This is a genomic window from Peribacillus frigoritolerans (genome assembly GCF_004358755.1).
Taxonomy (GTDB): Bacteria; Bacillota; Bacilli; order Bacillales; family Bacillaceae; genus Bacillus_P.
In genome coordinates, this window is record NZ_SMZY01000003.1 from 701,053 (window position 1) to 720,800 (window position 19,748).

At 43.1% G+C, this 19,748-nt stretch carries 15 protein-coding genes; 1 reads left to right on the forward strand and 14 read right to left on the reverse strand.

Annotated elements, in window-relative coordinates:
* Positions 1–2: 2 nt before the first annotated feature.
* The 13 genes from E2R53_RS16890 to E2R53_RS16950 form a co-directional block, all read right to left on the reverse strand.
* Positions 3–1,208 (reverse strand): glucoamylase family protein, encoded by a 1,206-nt coding sequence (locus tag E2R53_RS16890; protein WP_133312868.1) that lies wholly within the window; start codon positions 1,206–1,208, stop codon positions 3–5.
* 18 nt (positions 1,209–1,226) lie between these two features.
* Positions 1,227–2,168, reverse strand: coding sequence for a carbohydrate ABC transporter permease (locus E2R53_RS16895; RefSeq protein ID WP_133312869.1), 942 nt, complete (start codon positions 2,166–2,168; stop codon positions 1,227–1,229).
* Between the two features lie 12 nt (positions 2,169–2,180).
* On the reverse strand, positions 2,181–3,044 hold the full coding sequence (locus E2R53_RS16900) for a carbohydrate ABC transporter permease (RefSeq protein WP_133312870.1): 864 nt from the start codon (positions 3,042–3,044) through the stop codon (positions 2,181–2,183).
* Positions 3,041–5,263, reverse strand: coding sequence for a DUF5696 domain-containing protein (locus E2R53_RS16905; RefSeq protein WP_133312871.1), 2,223 nt, complete (start codon positions 5,261–5,263; stop codon positions 3,041–3,043). The genes E2R53_RS16900 and E2R53_RS16905 overlap by 4 nt, the downstream gene beginning before the upstream one ends.
* A complete protein-coding gene (locus tag E2R53_RS16910; protein WP_133312872.1) occupies positions 5,256–7,274 on the reverse strand; it encodes an SMP-30/gluconolactonase/LRE family protein in 2,019 nt (672 codons plus the stop codon). Before E2R53_RS16910 ends, E2R53_RS16905 begins: the two co-directional genes overlap by 8 nt.
* 18 nt (positions 7,275–7,292) lie before the next feature.
* Positions 7,293–8,171, reverse strand: a complete 879-nt coding sequence (locus E2R53_RS16915; RefSeq protein WP_133312873.1) for a carbohydrate ABC transporter permease — start codon at positions 8,169–8,171, stop codon at positions 7,293–7,295.
* A 20-nt stretch (positions 8,172–8,191) separates the two neighbouring features.
* On the reverse strand, positions 8,192–9,082 hold the full coding sequence (locus E2R53_RS16920; protein WP_206197396.1) for a carbohydrate ABC transporter permease: 891 nt from the start codon (positions 9,080–9,082) through the stop codon (positions 8,192–8,194).
* A complete protein-coding gene (locus E2R53_RS16925) occupies positions 9,072–12,002 on the reverse strand; it encodes an extracellular solute-binding protein (RefSeq protein WP_286166258.1) in 2,931 nt (976 codons plus the stop codon). Before E2R53_RS16925 ends, E2R53_RS16920 begins: the two co-directional genes overlap by 11 nt.
* A gap of 31 nt (positions 12,003–12,033) precedes the next feature.
* Positions 12,034–13,401: an ABC transporter substrate-binding protein gene (locus E2R53_RS16930; RefSeq protein ID WP_133312875.1), complete on the reverse strand. Its 1,368-nt coding sequence runs from the start codon at positions 13,399–13,401 to the stop codon at positions 12,034–12,036.
* 64 nt (positions 13,402–13,465) lie between these two features.
* A complete protein-coding gene (locus tag E2R53_RS16935; protein WP_133312876.1) occupies positions 13,466–14,434 on the reverse strand; it encodes a LacI family DNA-binding transcriptional regulator in 969 nt (322 codons plus the stop codon).
* 570 nt (positions 14,435–15,004) lie between these two features.
* Positions 15,005–15,511, reverse strand: a complete 507-nt coding sequence (locus E2R53_RS16940) for a YwgA family protein (protein WP_133312877.1) — start codon at positions 15,509–15,511, stop codon at positions 15,005–15,007.
* Positions 15,512–15,556: 45 nt separating this feature from the next.
* Complete coding sequence (locus tag E2R53_RS16945) at positions 15,557–16,861, reverse strand: HD domain-containing protein (protein ID WP_133313102.1); 1,305 nt, start codon at positions 16,859–16,861, stop codon at positions 15,557–15,559.
* A gap of 124 nt (positions 16,862–16,985) precedes the next feature.
* On the reverse strand, positions 16,986–17,210 hold the full coding sequence (locus E2R53_RS16950) for a DUF1450 domain-containing protein (RefSeq protein WP_070878799.1): 225 nt from the start codon (positions 17,208–17,210) through the stop codon (positions 16,986–16,988).
* Between the two features lie 319 nt (positions 17,211–17,529).
* Here E2R53_RS16950 and E2R53_RS16955 point away from each other — a divergent pair, with 319 nt between their 5' ends.
* Entirely contained in the window at positions 17,530–18,276 is a 747-nt protein-coding gene (locus E2R53_RS16955) for an RsfA family transcriptional regulator (RefSeq protein ID WP_133312878.1), read from the forward strand.
* A gap of 576 nt (positions 18,277–18,852) precedes the next feature.
* Here E2R53_RS16955 and E2R53_RS16960 read toward each other — a convergent pair.
* Entirely contained in the window at positions 18,853–19,701 is an 849-nt protein-coding gene (locus E2R53_RS16960) for a lipoate--protein ligase family protein (protein WP_133312879.1), read from the reverse strand.
* Positions 19,702–19,748: the final 47 nt, after the last annotated feature.

Genomic DNA, 19,748 nt, shown 5'->3' on the forward strand with positions numbered 1-19,748 from the left:
AACTAGTTTTTCTTTTTCCAGTTAAGCATGGAAACTCCGCGCTTCACATGCTCATTTTTCATATATAAATCCCAGATTAATCCGGTTTGTTCGTTTTCAATCATCAAGAGCGTAATTCCCTTATCGATGCCGATGACATGGTCTGCGTACCATTCAGGACTTACATCGAGGTTATAAGCATCCTGGAAGCCGTATTCACCCCAAAGCTTTGGATGGTGATTGTAGAAATAATTCATGGCATCAATCGATTCTTCTTTTGTAAAGACAATGGATCCAGCAGCACCAGCCGGAGCGACTGTTCCATCATTCTCTTTTTGAACATTAGGGTGATATGGCGGTGTGCCCGGAGTGCCGTATCCTTTAGGCGTCGCACAAGCCGTCAGCCCCCATGAATCCTTATGGAACGTTTTCAGGCCATCCGGGTTATCGATGCAGTACTTTCGGTTTGCAAGGCTCGCTTTAACGGAATTTTCGAACCAGTCGATTCCATCCCCATCCACATATCCTTCAAACGAAAACCATGCGTGGGAATATTGATGGGTAAAGAGACTTCCGCCGGGGCAATTATAGAATTCGTACTCCCCGTATTTGCCAAGCCTGCGTTCAAAGCCCTGATAGATTTCAACCGGGACGGCGTGAGTCGGAGAGGCAACGCCAAGAATATACTGCATCATTTGCTCTGCATACATATCCCAGTGGCCGAAGCCGCCTGTTTCCGGTCTGTAGCCCATGTAAAACTGATTCTTTTCTTTGTCATAATACATATTCCAGTCGACGCGCTGATAGATTTGCTCAAACAGCTCTTTAATCTCTCCGCCGAAATACTCAGCAGAAGTAATGGCCCCGTTCAAAAAGAGCGATGTATCAATAATGGATGCACAGTCATAAAATTCTTCATTCTTTTTGGCTGTTTCCATATTCAGAAAGTGATAAAAAAATCCGCCTTCGTGTTCCACATTGTGCAAAAATGTGTGAAGCGTGCCTCTCGTTCTCTCATATCCCTGTTCGTACGTGATCCAGCCTTTTTCAATGCCGATAATGATCGCTGATAATCCGAAACCGACAGAAGCAATACTCGCCACTTTTTTGTTCGCTGATTGATCGAGAATCAGGCCATATCCAGGGCTTTCAGGATCCGTGTTCGCTTCCTTCCAGAAAAAATCAAAGCATCCTTTTGCTTCTTTCGCAACGATTTCATACTTGTTCATAATTAAAGTTCCCCCTTGTTATTCTCCTGTAATACCTGAGCGGTCGACGCCCTCGACAAACCAGCGCTGTGTAATAAAGTAAACAATTAACAGCGGCAAAATAGACAGCACGGTGCCGGCCATTTTGATTCCTTCATTTAATTGATTTCCTGAGAGTCCCATTTCTGCCGGGAACATCTTCTGGAACGTTGCCACAAACTTCTGCAGCTGCAGCGGAAGGGTTGTGAGCTGATCTCCAAAGTAGATTGCCGCCAAATAGGTTTCATTCCAATACCATACGAACGAGAAGAGAAAGGAAATGATGACGGCCGGTACAGCCATTGGCAAGGCAATCGTCAAGAAAATCCGCAGGTGCCCCGCTCCGTCGATTTGCGCAGCCTCTTCAAGCGCTTTTGGCACCATTCTGAAAAACTGGAAAAAAATTAAAATGAAAATCGCACTGTTTAACCCTTGTCCGAAGGCTGCAGGCAAAAGAAAGGCCTGCAGACTGCCAAGAATATTCAGCTCATTGAAAAAGATGTATCTCGGAATCAGCGTAACCTGAGGAGGAATGATAAAGGTTGCAAGCACAAGCACGAAAAACACCTTTTTCCCTTTAAACTCAAATCTCGCAAATCCGTATCCAATTACAGCTGCAACGGCCGTTTGCGCCAAAGCAGGCAAAACCGTTACATATAATGTTTCAAGCAGTGTTGAAAAGAAATTCAGCACTTCATTCGCTTTTTCGTAGTTTCCAAGATAGAATTCAGTCGGAATCCAGTTCACCAATGGATTCAGCAGATCATCCAGGCTTTTGAAGCTGAACGATCCCATGTATAAAAGCGGATATAGATAGACAAATCCAATTCCAATCAATAAGCCATACGTGAGGAGTTTAAAGAGCAGGCCATCTGTTCCCTGCATCCCCATGAAAATGCGTTTTATTTTCACTAGACTATTCTCAAGCTTTTCACGTTTCATGCCGGCTCCTCCTTATGTATAGCTTTTCTTTCCTTTTAACATCATGGCGCCAACAGCTGCCGCAAGAATGACTGCGATTGTCAGGAAGTAGATCCATGACAGCGCTGAAGCATATCCAAAACCTGTATCGACTTTGAACATATTTTTTTGAATATGGGCGATGATCGGATTCAATGAAAATACGGAATACGTTACGATCGTATAAATCGTATTCACAACAATCATAGGTGCAAGACTCGGAAGCGTTACCTTCCAAAATGACTCCCAGTTTGAAGCGCCATCGATTTTGGCTGCTTCATACACCTGTTTATCGATCTTTTGAAGGGCTGCAAGGAAAATTAAGATTTGCACGCCTGAGAACCAAAGAATCATAATCAGATTTTTTATTAGGTAGAGCAGAATGCCGTTGATAAACACATCCGGATTTGCATTCAGAGCTTCATAGATTGCATACTGCTCGATGGAAGGAATCGTTGTGACACCCTGGTCGATCAGTTCTTTGATTACCGGACCGCTCGCGATGATGACAGGCAGGAAAAAGATCGTCCGGAACAGTCCGCGGAATTTGATTTTTTGATTAAGCAAGAGCGCGATGATTAAAGAGAATACAATGATGATCGGCACGGAAATGATGATTTCCTTCAAATACGTTCCCATGTACTCTAAAAATAGGGCATCTACTCCGAAAGCATACTTGAAGTTTTCAAATTTCACGAACTCCGTTTCAATTCCCCCGGTTGTAATCTTGACTTCCTGAAAGCTCAAGAACAAAGAATAAAAAATGGGAATCGCGGTAAAAACCAAAAAGCCGATAATCCAAGGAGAAATAAAGAGATAACCGATCATGCTGTTTTTTGACTTCAGTAACGGCTTCACTGCTTATCCCCCCCATCGGTTACAATAAACCCTTTTGCAGGAATTTCATGGACGCCTGCACGGTATGACGTGTTCGTATAATTAACGATGATGGTCTTGCCGTTTGAGTAAGAGACCTCTACAATCCCAACTGCAGGAACAGTACGGCTTTCGATGGTCTCACCTTCAACTGCGCCAAGGCTTTCCTGCATCATTTTATACTGATTCACGATTTCATCCTTCCAGCTGTCAAACTCCGATGTATAAAGATCTTTAGAGGGTGTTTTCATCAGTAAATGGGACGGCTCATCCGTCAAGTAAAAAGATGGATAGGCTCCGTATTCAATCATTCTCAGCACATCATCCTTAGAATCCGAGTGGAAATTTGAGAATTCTGCATAGTACGGAATATAGCCCTTCAGTACAATTTGCAGAAAAGGCACGGTGTCACTTTCAAAGATATAATTTGACGATGTCATCGGAGCATCGAGAAAGCGGTCTGTTTGTCCCCATGCATAGGCGTTCGGGTTATAGAGAGCCACCTCTCCCGCTTTATGAAGCTGTGAAAATAACTTGTTATACGTTTCTGCTGTTTGAATTCTCGAGGACCTGTTCCCTTTTGTGTAATCAGAGAAAAGGATCGTTGAGCTTCCATCCACAGCTGCATTTTTCATGCCGTACTCGCTGTATTGCTTGAGATCCTCTTTTGCTATTTTCAGAGACTTGTCCGGTGATAAATAATAGTACGTTTTATCATCCTTTTTGTAAGAGATGGTTTCAGAGCTGACTTTTTTGCTCACATCTTTACTGCCGGAAAAGCCTCCTGCATTTTCATAAGCCTTTGTGTAATCTGTCTGGAAGAAAAGCGGGACATTTTCATTTTCAAGTGCTTCAGTGGCATCCTTCACGTCCCCTTTGCTCCCGAGCTTTTTCTCCACCGGAAACTTCGAAGGCAGTGTGCCTGTCAAACCACCCTTTGACCAGCCCTTGTAAATCATGAACATGTCTTCAACCTTTTCTTTTTTCAATTCTTTTGCAAAATCAGGAAGCTTTTCTACAGGTGTCATCGGTATGACCGAATCCCAGAACAGTCCTTTTTTGGTTTCGCTGCCCAAGAATTCCAGACGTACTTCTGCCCGATCTTCTTTTTTTGCAAGCTGCTTCGTTTCTATGAGATACTCCTGATAGCGCTTGGCCATGCCGACATAATCTGCCTGTTCATTGGACAGAAAGTAATATCTTAAAGAGATATCAAATGCATTCTTCTTTTTTTGGTAAACGTTTGTGCCGCTCATGCTTTTGCTTGTCGGCTGATAATATTCATAGCGGTAGTTGAATTGAGCAGTCGTCCAGTTGAAATCGGTGGATACGCCGGACGGATAGGCAAGGATGTCCCCGTACTCTGCGCCTTTTTCCACTATTGCAGCGAACCCGTTTTTCTTGATGCCGTGCACCGCTCCAAACACCGGCATGCTTATTTGTTTAGCAGGAACTGTTTTTTCTTCCGTTTTATCGGATGACTTTTGAAAACCCGCATCTGCGCCGTATATAGCGCCTTTAAATGGAGCATCTGCTTTACTGCCTTTTTCATAGCGGATGAGAGCCCCGCTTCCGTCCGGGATAAACATATAGCCATTCCGTTCGTCACCATTTACCGCTCCAAGGAAAGGGTATACTTTCATCGAAATCAGCTTGTTCCGTTTCCCTTCTTTTAACTCCTTATCAGGAATACTGACGGCAATATTGTCTTTTTCAAGCGTGACACTCAGCTCAAGGCTGATTTTTGATCCATTCATATAAACCTTGGCACTAAAGCCGTTATCTGTGATTTTCACATTCGGCCGTGAATCATTTGTCTGAATGCTCTCTGACTTGATCTTTCCGCGGCGGTCGCTGTACTCAATTGTGACCGCCGACTGTGCCATTTGTTCCCACGTTTTATTGAGGCGGACACCCTCAACCTGATCGATGCCTGAATTCCAAATATAATTTGTTTTCTTATCCAGTATTTTAAGAGCAAGAGAATCTTCATTTACATATAAAATGAGATATTCATTTTCAGCAGCCTTCTCAAACCCTTCAACCGTGCCTGCCTGTGCCTGCTCTTTCACTTGCTTCTCAGGCTGGGTGAACCCGCTTGCGCTGTATTTTAATAGATCTTCTTTCTTCTCATCAGGAGCAGCATAGGCCTGCAGCGGCATCATCAGAACCAGTAATCCAGCTATTAATTTCTTATACACGTAAGATGACCTCCTGAATGATAGAATAGACGAAATCGTAAACTTGATCGAACAGTACAAACATGATGAAAATGACCAGCAGCATGATGACCATTCCAAACAGCGTCATAAAAATGTTGCGGATTGTTTCGCTGAACGTATAATTGTGAATTTCCTTTATCATGATGAACAGAATGATGACGCACCAAGCGTAGACAATTTGAATGGAAAACTCATAAAAAAATGATTCATTCAGCGTCAGGATATTCGTAATCAATGTAATAGGAATGCTGAACACAAGATACGGTGCAAGTGAATAGATCGTTCCTCTGTAAATATCAACAAAGCGCCCTTCCCCGTCATTGATTGTGCTGACGAGATAGTTAATGATGATGAACAGGGCAAGCGGAACAAACACCTTCAGCAGTTCCATTGACAGATTAGCCTCTTCCCCGCCATGTGCGGAAAAGATAAATCCCGTTTGATAAGTAGCAAATAAGTATTCGATAAATAATAGAACGTAGAGAATCGTCGCCGATAAGACAGATGCATGATTTTTCCGTTTTAAATAATAAAAGCTGTCAATCGGATGACGGAAAAATTTAAAAAGAAAGAAAAGCTCCGCTATCCGTTTCCTCTTTTTCAATCGTCCCATCCGTTCTTTGGGACCCTTTAACAGATTTCTTTTTTTATCGAAATGTTTAAAAACAGAATAAAAGATTGCTGCTAAGATGATAAAAAATAAAACCGTTCCGAGATGCTTCTGCATCCATTCATGCCGTATTTCCCAGAAGGAATTGGAGTATCCGCCGACATCTTCTGCAAATTTGAATTCTTCCAAAGCAGCCTCATAGTCCTGCTGTTTGTAGTACGCCCTTCCCATTGCTGTCCTTGCAAGCCCGAAGGAAGAATTTTGTCTTAAGACGGATTCAAAGTATTGCTGACTTTCCACATACAGCCCCTCTTTAAAGAGGGCAATTCCTTCATGAACGCTGACAGAAAAGGATGTCGTATCATAAGTCTGAACCATGCCTCTTTCTTTATCCGCCACATACAGCCGCCCATTCCGGTCAACGGCAATCCCTGATGGCTGTTTGAGAAGCCCGATGCGGTTCGTCCCATCGTCTTTTCCGCCAAAGATGAATAAGAGATTGCCAAAGCTGTCGTATTCATAAATCTTTCCGTTTGCACTTGAAACAAATATGTTTCCAAGCGGATCGACTGCAATGTCCTGAAGGGAAGCCACCTCTGAAATATCCGGTGCAAGCATGTTATTCCCTGCCACATTCAGTTTTTTGATGACTTCTTCCTTCGTTCCCTCTGTTATGGAATAGATAAGGCCTTGTTCGTCAATGGCTATATTGTCCGGAGCCGGAGGAGTTTTCATAAACAGCTTCATTTTCCCGCTTGCATTCAGCGCATTTTGCAGGAATGACTTGATCGAAGACCGCGTGCTGTTTACTCCGTAATACCCAAGAAAATTCCCTTCCCGGCTGAGCTGGATGATCCCGTTTGTTGAGCCCTCGCCGATGATGTATAGGTTTCCGCGCTTATCAACGCCTATTTTCTGCGGTTTAAAAGGAGACTTGCTTCCAAATAGCGGTGAATCAGGCTTCTCGTACTCTTTTAAAAGCTTTCCTTCGCTTGAAAACCTGAACACTTTCTCTTGTTCATAGTCTGCAGCGTAAACTTCTCCGTTTTCATCCACAAACACACCAGTAGGATTTTTCAAAATCCCCTCGCCAATCTCTTTGACAATCTCGCCATTCAGATTCGACACAATGATTTTCTGAGTCTTTGAATCTGCGAGGTAGATTTGATCCTTTTTATCAATGAAAAGATCTTCCGGTGTCATCTCCTGATTGCCGAGCGTTAACTGTCCAAGAGGCTTATAGGCTGTCTGTGTTTTGGTAAGATCTCCATTTGCTGATAATGTCTCTGTCTTATAAGGGACAGAAGCCTCCGCCTCTGTCTGCCAAGGCAGCAGACAGACAAGCAGAGCGCAGATGATTCCTTTCGTAAACTGCTTCATTTCCCTCCCCCCTATCTGTTACTTGATTCCTGAATGAGCCATCGTGTTCATAACCTGGCTTTGAAGGATGATAAAGATGATTAAATTCGGTACAAACATAATTAAAGATGCCGCAGCTGCAAGCCCTTGCCCTGCTACTGTATTTCCTGTCACCTGTGAAGCGAGCGTTGACATAAAGAAAGAGAATGTCTTCAATCCTTCGTCATTCACATAGAGTGTGGATGTCTCAATATTGTTCCAAACAAGCTGAAACGACAGAATCGCAATGGTGGCAATCGCAGGCTTCACTAATGGAATGATGATCCTTAAAAAGATCTGGGCATCCGTTGCTCCGTCAAGCTTTGCCGCTTCTATCAGCTCATTTGGAATTTGATCAATAAACTGCTTCACCAAAAACAGACCGATCGGCATGGCAAGCAGCGGAAAGATATGTACGACAAAGACATTGATCAAGCCAAGCTCCTCAATCAGAAGATACCTTGGAATGGCGACAGCAGCCGGAACGAACATTAAAGCGACTGTATTGATTTCAAAAATGGTTTTCTTCAGCCTGAATTCTTTTTTTGAGAGAGCATAGCCGGCCATTGTACTGATGACGACGGTTAAAAAAACAACGATAATCGTAATGACAATACTATTAAATAAATAGCGCGACATCGGAACCCCGCTCGCTGTGGATTGAGCAAAAAGATCCGCGAAGTTCTGAAGCGTCGGTTTTTGCACGAAGAACCGCGGCGGATAAGCAAACAGCTCGTCTATCGGTTTGAACGCGTGAAAAAAGATATAAACGATAGGCAGTGCCATGAACGCCGCAAGCGGAATCAGAAAGAGGAAAAACTTCCACTGGCTGATATGAAATTTCGACGGATTGATTTTAGTTCCCTGAAAAGCTGACATACGGTTCCACTCCCTTTCGTTTAATCCTTCTCTCCGAATAATCTCCAGGCCACTTTAGAAAATGCATAGACGACAAGGAGCAAAACGACAGAAACAGCAGCTGCGTAGCCCATTTCATAGCGGATAAACCCGTAATCCTCCAAATGGTTGACCATGAGCTGTCCGGCATATTGCGGCGTCGGATTTGCACCTGATAACGCTACTCCGATCGCTCCTGCCTGAAAGGTTCCGACAACCGCCATGACTGCTCCGAAAAGCATTTGAGGTCTCATTGAAGGAATCGTGATATAAATAATTTCCTGGAATCGATTTTTAATGCCGTCGATGTATCCCGCTTCATAAATCTCGCTGTTGATATTCAGCACACCAGACAGCATCGCGAGGAATCCGACCCCCATGCTGCCCCATAGTGTGACAAAAATCATGATTTTCATTAAATATTCCGGTGACTGCAGCCACTGAATCGGCTCTAAAAGCACGCCCATTGTAATCAGCAGACTGTTCAAATACCCTGTCTCATCTCCGCTGAAGATTATTGTCCATACTACTGACATCGCGATTCCCGCCGTCATGGACGGCGAGTAAATAATCAGTGCGAGGACAGTTCTCGGTTTTTTAGGAATTTGAGCAAGCGCCCATGCCAGGATAAAGGAAAGAATGTATCCTCCCGGCCCGACAATCAATGCAAAGGTCAATGTATTCGGGAGGACCTTCTGCATAAAAACCTCATCTTGTGTCATCAAAGCCACATAGTTGCTTAATCCAATAAAGGATGGTGCTTCAATCGCATTAAAATAAGTGAAGGATAATACTATTGCAGCAGCTACAGGAATGATGATGAAAACAGAGAAAAAGATCAAATAAGGTGCCAGGAAAACCCACTGGCTTCTGTCCCGCTGTTTACTCTTCATTTTCATCGACCGCCCAACTTTCTACAGTTTCTATTGAAGGAACCCGATATGGCTTGACCATCTTGCCATCTTTCATATATCCGAACTCTTCCATCTTGCGGCTGATCTCTCTGTCGATGGCAATAACAGAATCATCAACTGCCGATCTTGTATTTTCTCCGTCAAAGACGATGCGGTTCCAGATATTGCTCAGCTCACGCTCAACCATATAAGCACCCGGAGTCTTTGGAACCTCCATTAAATATTCCCATTGTTTCAAAATGGTTGCTTTATGCTCTTCTGGCCAAGGAAGCTTTTTAAAAGCTTCCAAATTAGCTGTATTCCACATATACTCAGGTCCGTATAGGGTTTGAAGGCTTGTCGCGAATTCTGTTTGCGTTTCTTCCTTCATCCACCACTTCAAAAGCTCCCAAGATGCCTCTTTATCTTTTGAACCTTCAAATATCATCGCGGATTGGCCTGAACCAGTGGCCCAGCGTTCAACTGTTCCATCCTTTTGCTTAACGCCCGGATGCGGTGCAATGTCCCACCATCCTGCGATTTCAGGCGCAGCAGCTGTTAATTGGATATATGTTGTAAACGTGGAAATCCCAATCGGCAGGGTTGAATAACGGAAATGGTTATAAAAATTCGGAACTTGAAGCGGCATACTGTAAATCGTATTTAAATCCGTCATAAACTGAATGCCCTTTAACGATTCCTCGCTGTTTATCGCTGTCGTCATCCCGTCTTTTCCATACAGATCTCCCTGAAATTGATAGATGTATGGTGCTGTCGTCTGAAAAGCCTTGAACCCGCCCGATCCTGAAATCGGCGTATAATAGTTCATGCCGTACCGCTGCAATTCCGGCAGGATGCTTACGACATCATCCCATGTGTCAGGTACAGGGAGATTTAAAGCTTCGAGGATGTCCTTGCGGTAAAACTGCACAAAGAAATCCTGTGTCTCAGGCAGGGCATAGACGGAATCATCAATCATTAACGGCAGAAACGCCCCCGGCGAAAACTGTTTGCTGAATGAATCAAAATCGTCAAATTGCCGCAAATCGACTGCTGCATCACGCATGGATAATTCATATGGCAGCCAGTTGCTTATCCCAAACGCCACATCCGGCTGCTTGTCAGCTGCGCTTGCTAAAATCAGCTTTTGTTCATCAGGCATAATCGAGAATTTCACCCTGATGCCCGTTTCCGGCGTAAACGTGCGGTCAGCCGTGTTCTGAATCAGCTCCACATATTGTCTTGGACGGTTTACCCAAACTTCAATTGTTTTTTCATCTGCTTCAGAAGCAGAATAATTGCCCTTTGAGAAGGAGAGGAAAAATCGCTTCACTCCGTCTGCAGCTTGTGTAAGGAACCCTGCTTCTGCCGGAGGAACATCCTTGCCGCCATGCACATAAAAACGGTCAATGGTCAGCGGCTGTTTTTGAATATCAAGCAAGAAATTTCCAAGCAGCTGGGCAACAGACGCTGAGCCTTCTGATAACTCCGTCATACGGTTCGGAATTTTGTCAGGTTCGCCTCCAAGCGTTCTAAGCTTTTTAGCTGCAAGTTTAATAGACACAACCTCTTTTGATTCTTCCTCTGAATCACTCAGCCCCTCTAGGTAAACGCTTTCTCTTTCAAGCTCGTCTGCCCATGTCAGCACCTGTTTATCGATATCAGGAATAAACTCGCTTATCTTCCAGTTGCGGGAGCGGTCGGTTTGATTTCCTGTCAGCTTCCGGATCGATAAGGAAAGCTCCTCAATTTCTTTCATCACTTCATTGGTCTTGGCAATGACTCTCTCTGCCGGCGAAGCATCCGCCACTAACTCAATTTCATGGCTTCCCTTCTTCAGATAAAACAGATATGGCTCTCCTTCTTTGCTGCCCAGAGTTTCATTGGCCCATTTTTTGCTGAATGGAAAAGGATAATGAGCAACTTCTGCAAAAGGAATGCCGCCGTCAATTTTCACTTTTCGAAAAACCGTTCCGCCCGTTTCTTTGTTTTGCAGAACTTTAAAGGTTAAATGATAATAGCCGTCATCTTCGACATTCACCTTCCAGGAGACACTTTGGCCGCTTGTACTCCATGACTCTCCTCCAAGCGTATTTAAAAGCAGATGCTTCGGATCGTTTGGTACAGCCGATGAATCCTGTTTCGCTTCGGGACGTATGTAGGAACTGTTCTTTTTGAAGATTTTTTCAGCTTCATACGCTTTAAGCGATGAAATGGCTTTTTCTGCTTCCGCTCCATATTCTTTATATGTCTTAAGCGGAACAGGCGCAGAAACGTAAATCTTTCCGACAAGCATTTCGCCTCTTAAATTTGTTACGGTAATTTTGTTTTTTCCTTTTTTCAAATGATACTTCAGCGCTTCCGGCTGCAGCCCGCTTGCATCCTCAGATTTCGTTTTTTTCCATGCAGGACTTGCCACTTGCTTAGGAAGCATGTCATTGCCGAATCGGTCTGAGTCAAACGTGTTTTTCTCATTTTTCCAATCTGCAGGAAACACAATTCTCCTGCTTTCATAGTAAGGAAAGCTGCCGTTCACTTGTATTGCGCCCTCTATTGGGACAACCTCTTTGCCGAGCGGATAGTAGTCAAATCCAAGCTCATATAAACCTTCTTCTTTTATATCAATCTCAAAAGAAAAGGATTGCTGATTATGCCAATAGAAGACACGATCGCCATAATCTTTGCTTTTTACTGCAGGCAAAAGATTTTTTGGATCTGCTTCAGTAAAGTCAGAGGGCAGCACAGCCATCTCATTTTCTGAGGCGGCTGTGATTCCCTTCTCTTCCCATTCGGAGAGGATGGAATGATATCTTTCTTCTACGACTTGGCCAGTGCTCTTCTTTTCTTCAGCAAAAATGTGTTGGTGTTGGAACAGTACGAACAGCAGTAGGACCGACCAAACGAGTATCTTAGATTTCATGCCAATCATCCTCCTAAATGCGAAATGGAAATTATTTATTTAGTGCATCTATTGCTTCTTTGCTCTTTTGATCTGCAAGTTCATCAAGCTGTTTTGCATAATCTTCTACTTTCAGCTCGCCCTTCCAGAAGCTCTCAATCATCTGTCCGATTGTTGCATTTGCATTTTCTCCTGCTTTAATGCCAGTTGGTGCTTCCCATCTTGATTCAACAAATCCAGGGACCGTTTTAACCGGTTCAATGATGGCGTTATCAAGGTTTTCATAAGCTGTACGGATACCTGGAACTTCGCTCAGCTCAAAGTAAGCTTCTAATACTTCTTCATCACTTGTTACAGGCAATGTATTCAGTGCTTTGTCTTCTTTTTCAACCAGCTCAAGACGTTTCATAAAGCCCTCTTTGCCAAAAGACATCCATTTTGAAAATTCGTACGCCTCTTTAGCATGCTTCGTTGATTTGGAGATTCCAAGGAAGTCATTTGTTACAATCGTTCTTCCTCCTGGAATACCGATGAAATCCCATTCAAAGCTTGCGTTTTGAGTTAAGTTTCCAGTTCCCCATGTTCCATCCCACTTAACTGCAACCTGCCCTTGCATCCAGACCTCTTCCGGATTTTCGCCTTTGAATTTCGCTTTTTGGTCATCCGTCAATGTTTCATAAGCATAGCCGTTTGCATTCATCTCTTTTGCGATATTCACACCGTTAATAAACTCTTTGCTGTCAAGCTGATATTCGCCATCTTTATATGTGTACCAGCCAAGATCCTCGTTTACAGCTGATGGATACCAATCTGGAATAGAGAATGGGTGGTTAATGCCGGCAACGCCATTATTGATGTTTGTAACATCTTTAATTGCACTCATAAATTCGTCAAATGAAGCTCCGTATTCCGGGTAATCGAGATTTGCTTCATTGAACAGATCTTTATTGACTAAATATCCAAGAAAATGCTGTGCATATGGAAGCGCATATACCTTGTCACTGTAAGTAGCAGACTGCTTAATCACTTCCGGAATCTTTTTGAAATCCTCATCCTTTGAAGTCATTTCTGTTAGGTCCATTAACCAGTCGTTTGATAAAGGAAGCGGGATTTGTGCAAGCATGAAAACATCCGGCATTTTCCCTCCGCTTGCTGCTGCTGATAATGTACCGTTCCAGTCCGTTGCAGCGATCGACTCGTCTATTTTAATTTTGATATTCGGGTTTTTCTTTTCAAACTCTTTAATCATGACTCTTTCTAAGTTTTGCTCTTCTTCAGTCCCAAGTGTCCAGTTCGCGTAAGATAACGTGATTTGCTCTTTATCTGATTCCTTTTTATCTGTTGAGGCTTTGTCTGAATTACATGCGGCAAGCGTGAACACTAAGGTCATAATGGCTAATAAGGAAACAAGCTTTTTCATGTGAAACTTCACTCCCTTTTCATTTTTATAATCATGTTTTTGGACAATTAGCGGCGGCCGCTTCTTATCCTGAATTTCTTGTCATCAATTCAACTTTCAATCCTTCAGGGGTATAGTCAAAATCTTTATTCAGCATTTTAAATAATGTCTGAGCAGCGATGGTTCCCCATTCTTTTCTCGGTACTTTTACAGTTGTAAGAGACGGGGTGAAATGGCGCGAAACAAAAATATCATCGAATCCTGTTATTGCAAGCTCTTCAGGAACCTTTATCCCATTTTCTCTTGCTGCCCGGATCGCACCCATCGCCATTTCATCATTGGCACAGACAAATGCAGATGGAATGGAAGATTTCATCTCCATAAAAGCTTTCATTTCTGTATATCCGCTCTCTTCCGTGAAATCTGCCCTGATTAAATCTGACTCCTCAAGCATCATGCCATGCTTGCTCAGCGCTTTCACAAATCCCGTTAAACGTGTTTCCCCGTCATAAGATTCCTCTGAACCGCCTACAAAGCCTATTCGGGCATGTCCCTTTTGAACCAAGTAGTCGACAATCATTTTTGCTCCTTCATGGTTAGGAAGCACAATGTTCTTTATATAGGGATTTTGAATTTCACGATCCATCACCACAAACGGCATTTTTTCGTTTGCCAAGGTTTGCAGCAGCTGATCTTCCATATGATAGTTTAAGATAATAGCTCCATCCACATAGCGCTCTACAAGCAAACGATGTGTTTCAACTGATGCACATACAACCAGTTCGTAGCCATTCTCCATCACAACATCCTGAATTCCTTCAACCATGTCATTAAAAAATGGTCCCGTGAAGCCGCTTAAGAATAAACCGATGATGTTTGTTTTCTTCGTCTTGAGATTTTTCGCCATTCCATTCGGACGATAGCCAATCTCTTCTGCTGCAGTCAGAACTTTTTGTCTAGTTTCATTCGTGATCAGCGGACTGCCATTCATTGAATAAGAGGCAGTAGACAAACTCACATTTGCCCGCTTTGCGACATCTTTTAGAGTTACCAAGAGCTCCCCCCCTTAGGAAATTAACCACTCTATTGAAGTATGTATTGAAACGTTTCAACGGCAGTTAAAAGAATATTGAAACGTTTCAATTTGAATTTTAAAAAAATTCGAAACACTCAATTGAAACGTTTCAATGGATTTATTATATTCCGGTTTGAAAACGATTACAATAGGGAAAATAAAAAATTTGAAATATTTTGAAAGCGCAAACGATTGCATTTCATCGCTTTGGGTTGGAGGGATCATTGTATACTTTTGATTCCACTTTTCTCCGCAAAAACCATAATGGTGGAATCATTACATACTTTTGTTTCCACTATACTGGGCAGAAACGAAAATAGCGGAATCATAGCATACGTTTGATTCCATTTTTCTCCGCCAAAACCAAATGCGAGGAATCATAGGTTATCCATCTGAATTTTCCCATGGGAACGTCATGTTATTTAGAAATCCCTGCTTTTCTAGCTATCTCTGCAATAAGTCAGGTTTGACCATTGACATTCAATGCGCCCCGCTTCAGAATGCCCGCAATAAAAAAATCCCCCAGCCAATATAGACCGCGGGACTTTCTTATTGAACAACCTTCGTACGAATTGACTCTATGTACGCATAAGCCTGTTCAATTTCTTCTTCTGTGTACTTCTGCTTGCTCTTCAGGGTAAATACCTTCTCCATCACTTCTTCTTTTTCAAGAGTGTCGAAGAATAGAACCGTAGATACCAGTTCAAGGAATCTTGCTGATTGACTGTTCAAATCTTCCATGCACTCTTTAAGCGGAGGCATCTCGAGATCGTAATGAGTTAAAAATTCCTCGCCCGTTTCTGTCAGGGAGTAGCGGTATTGAAAGTAGCCGCCCTTTTTCTCATGCATTTCGTTTAAAAAGCCTAAGTTGCAGAGCTCTTCAATTCTGAGAGTAAGCTCCTCCGAATATGGGCCATAAAAGTGAAAGTCGTACTTTTCATAAAAAGGAAGATTGATCTTTTTGGCGATGTAGATCATCTTCTGCAGCTTTTTCCGTCCGGTAATTTCTCCTGATGAAGAAAATACCTTCATCAGCTTTGCGTGTTCGTTAAGCAAACCCCTTCACTCCTAACCTTGTATTTTCACACTATCTCTCTCTTTTTATAAGTTTAACAATTCCAAAATCTGTTTCTTGGCCGTTCGTTTTGCTGACATATCTTGAATGAGATCTAATGGAAAATACAGCTTATGGTCTGTTCTGCGTTTTCCGGAAATCGCGTCTACTATTTCAGACTGGCGGGAAAGCTCGCGCAGGTCTCCATTCGGCAGCTGCAGGTGAATAGGCAGCCGCTCCTCTTCCTCTCCCGGACGATAGAAGTCATAAGGAAGGTCTGAAGATGAATCAACAACTAAGTAATAGTCAGGATCAATGCCTGCTTTTTTAAAGAGGGCCGTAAGCTCCATCAGCTTTTTCATTTCCATCGTGGCTGCCGGATTAAACTCGGCATATTGAAACAGATTCCGGTTCATGAATCTTGAACAAAGATCTCTCAATATAGGATCTGCCTCTTCCTGCCACTGCTGAAAATAGTACAGAACAACGGACTCATCCAATTTCAGATAATCATGAGTTGTCACTTCATCTTCAAAAATGGAGTAAAAGTGAATGGGATCCTGTTTAAATGTGTAGTAGTCTTTATGCAGCTGTTTTGCGCGATGAAGGATTTTCGTCAAAATAACCTCTGCACTGCGGGTCACCGGGTGGAAATACACCTGCCAATACATCTGGTAGCGGCTCATTATGTAATCCTCGACGGCATGCATGCCGCTTTGCTTAATCACGACCTGATCCTCGCGGGGCCTCATCACCCTCAGAATCCGCTCCATATCAAAATGGCCATAACTGACACCTGTAAAATAGGCATCCCGCTGCAGGTAGTCCATGCGGTCGGCATCAATCTGGCTTGAAATAAGACTTACAACTTGTTTATTTTCATATGTTTTCTCAATGACCTCCGATACCTTCTTCGGAAAATCATCGCCCATCCGGCGGAGCACTTCGTTTACTTCGGTGTCTCCCACAAGAATGTCACGCGTGAACTTTTCATGATCCAAATGAAACACTTTTTCAAAAGAATGCGAGAACGGACCGTGTCCCAAATCATGCAGAAGTGCCGCACAAAGCGAAAGCAGACGGTCATCCTCATTCCATTCAGGACGCCCTTTAAACACATCATCTACAATTCTCCGTACAATTTCATAGACTCCTAAAGAATGATTAAACCGGCTGTGCTCTGCTCCGTGGAAAACTAAATAGGTCGTCCCCAGCTGACGGATTCTGCGGAGCCTTTGAAATTCCTTCGTTCCGATTAAATCCCAGATCAGCTTGTCCCGTACATGAATGTATCTGTGAACAGGATCTTTAAACACTTTTTCCTCAGATAACTTCCCGCTCCGATAGGCCATCGCTTTCCCTCTTCCATCTTGACTTGTTTCCATTATATCGATTCTAATTCGACGCAAACAACCACTTTTTCTGAAGTTAGCTGGATAAAAAAATCACCACTGCATAAATGTGCCAATGGTGATATTATTTACTGATTTTTGTTTCAATCTTCACAATCAATTCGTCCTCATTTGGTGCTGAGAGCGGACGATTATTTACAAATGCAAACGATTTTTTTCTTCCCGGACCGCAGTATGATTGACACCCGATATCAATTTTCGCTTCGGGATCAACTTTTTTCAGGCGGGGGAGCAACGTCTTAATGTTGGTTGCCTGGCAATCGTCGCATATTCTGAATTCATTTGCCACCTTATTTACAACCCTTTCCTTCTGTTAAATCACGTTCAAACACTATTTGGTATTTTACCGTTAATCGATCTTCATTGCAAGCCGGGGGAAATAACTTCTATTATAGCCAAACGGGAAAAATGGAAGGAAAATCTAGTATCCTTCTAATATTTTTGTATAAAGCCCAGTGTTTCTGGTCAAAATGATAACAGGAAAATACACAACTATCTATCTAAGAAAAGCGGATCGCCTTGCTCATCCTGATTCTACTCGGAGGAGCCGGCAATTCCACTTGCCATCCAAGCTCAGGAACTTTATAACTTAAAAGGGAGTTGAGACCATGAAGCAAAGACAAGATGCCTGGTCAGAAGAAGATGATTTATTATTAGCTGAAACCGTGCTCCGCCACGTTCGAGAAGGAAGCACACAGCTAAACGCATTTGAAGAAGTTGGAGACAAACTCAATCGTACATCAGCAGCCTGCGGTTTCCGCTGGAACGCAGTTGTCAGACATAACTATGAAAAAGCGCTTCAGCTGGCAAAAAAACAGCGCAAGCAAAAAATGAGAGCAACCGGCAAGGGACAGCCCGCCAAAAAGCAATTGCTGTATTCTCCGCCGGAATCAGAAGCAGCACCGGTAATGACTGAAGTTGAAGCTTATGAGACGAATAACGAAGAATTGCCTGCAGTCACTCACCCTGTCTACAAAGAAGAAGTCTATCAAGAAGAGACCTATGAAATCCCATATACTGCGCGCAGAACACCTGCCGCATCTGCTGATCTCACAATGAACCAGGTTATCGCATTTTTAGAATCTTATTCTTCGAACAATGAACATGTCAATGCCTTAAAACTTGAGAATGAGAGATTGAAACGCGAAAACTATGAGCTTTCAAGACGCAATCAGGATCTGGCCGTAAAAGTTTCTCAGCTTGAACAGGATACTGTTATGGTTCAAGAAGATTATGAAACATTAATGAAGATTATGAACCGTGCAAGAAAACTAGTTTTATTTGAAGAAGAAGAGCGTCCGGCTACGAAGTTTAAAATGGACCGGAATGGGAATTTGGAAAAGTTGGCTGAATGAGAAAAGCGGAAGCGCCCGTTTAGCGCAGGCATGACAGATAAGAAATTGCCCGAAAAGTCCCGATAAATAAGACTTTTCGGGCAATTTTGTTCTTGGAAGAGGAGCCTGAGCGCTGGAGCTGGACACCGATGCGCAGAAATAGTTGGATATCCACACAGGCATCTATTTTAGCTGAGTACACTTCTTGGGGACATCATGTATTAAAAACTTGTTTATTGAGCAGAAAGTGCTTCAAAGACGTTATTGGAGCACTAACTATGGGTAGTCAAGGAGCATAAGTGCTCTTATACGATGTTTACAGCACAAGCTCCGAACGGTGAGGAGTCGCAAGTGCTCTTATAAGGGCTTTACAGCACATACTCTAAATGCCGTGAAAACGTAAGTGCTCAAAAAGCTCGCTTACAGCACAAACAACAGATGGTGAGGAACGATTAGTGCTCTAAAAAGATCACGAACTAAGGTAAGATTTTTCATATTTGATAATCTCATTGCGCTCGTCTAGAGACACCAACTTCCAATAACATAAAAAGCAGGCAAGGAGAATCCTCCTGCCTGCTTTTGGGAGATATCCCCCGCTTATTGAAATGTCCCAAACACTTTCTCATTACGGTCGTACATGCGAAGCAGATTTTTCTCAAACAGCACCTGCTCATCGACAGACAGCGAAGCAGCGTACATTCTGCCGCTCAGCTCCTTCAAGGTCTGCAAAAATGAAAGCATGAGCGTTTGGACGTTGATTTCGTCATCAAGCAGCTCGCTCAAAGATGCCATTGTTTTTGGAACGATTTCAGGATAAACGAGCTTCGTCGGCTCCTCTTTTTTCGCAAGCTCATAAAATCTGCGTATAAGCTCCGCCCTCTCAGCCCCGCTGCCGTCAGCACAGAGATAAATTTGAACAGCGATACCGCCGCGCAGTCTCCGCTGTGAAATTCCGGCGAATTTTTTTCCGCCTATGCTTAAGTCATAGCTGCCGGGGCAATAAGATCCTGTAATTTCTCGTGCTTCTATCTCAGCACCATAGCCCGCAAGCATCCGCTTAATTAAATCCCACATCGTATCATAGCCGCGATTGATATCGATTCCTTTCTCTGTTTCAGGAAAAATCAGTGATATATTAAGAACCCCTTCATCTAAAACAACAGCGAGGCCGCCTGAATTACGGACGATTACGCGGTACCCCTTTTCTTTTAAATAAGAGATTCCGTCCTGTAAATATGGAAGCTTCGTATCTTGAATGCCAAGCACAATCGTTTTGTGATGAACCCATGTCCTGGCCGTTGCAGGAGAAGTGCCGTTCCCGACCGCAGCACATAACGTATCATCCATCGCAAAGGACTGTCTCGCATCGAAATGAGGTCCGAGGCTGGACTGATCGACAATCTTCCATTCATCTTGTTTTAATAAGGTTTCAAATGACATGTTCATGGACTCCCTCGAGTTAATAAGCATGTTTATTATAGCATGAACGAATA

Coding starts and splice junctions, on each gene's coding strand:
- E2R53_RS16925 (WP_286166258.1), bottom strand. CDS start 12,002: ATGAAATCTAAGATACTCGTTTGGTCGGTCCTACTGCTGTTCGTACTG.
- E2R53_RS16930 (WP_133312875.1), bottom strand. CDS start 13,401: ATGAAAAAGCTTGTTTCCTTATTAGCCATTATGACCTTAGTGTTCACG.
- E2R53_RS16960 (WP_133312879.1), bottom strand. CDS start 19,701: ATGAACATGTCATTTGAAACCTTATTAAAACAAGATGAATGGAAGATT.
- E2R53_RS16895 (WP_133312869.1), bottom strand. CDS start 2,168: ATGAAACGTGAAAAGCTTGAGAATAGTCTAGTGAAAATAAAACGCATT.
- E2R53_RS16915 (WP_133312873.1), bottom strand. CDS start 8,171: ATGTCAGCTTTTCAGGGAACTAAAATCAATCCGTCGAAATTTCATATC.
- E2R53_RS16910 (WP_133312872.1), bottom strand. CDS start 7,274: ATGAAGCAGTTTACGAAAGGAATCATCTGCGCTCTGCTTGTCTGTCTG.
- E2R53_RS16920 (WP_206197396.1), bottom strand. CDS start 9,082: ATGAAGAGTAAACAGCGGGACAGAAGCCAGTGGGTTTTCCTGGCACCT.
- E2R53_RS16955 (WP_133312878.1), top strand. CDS start 17,530: ATGAAGCAAAGACAAGATGCCTGGTCAGAAGAAGATGATTTATTATTA.
- E2R53_RS16890 (WP_133312868.1), bottom strand. CDS start 1,208: ATGAACAAGTATGAAATCGTTGCGAAAGAAGCAAAAGGATGCTTTGAT.
- E2R53_RS16945 (WP_133313102.1), bottom strand. CDS start 16,861: ATGGCCTATCGGAGCGGGAAGTTATCTGAGGAAAAAGTGTTTAAAGAT.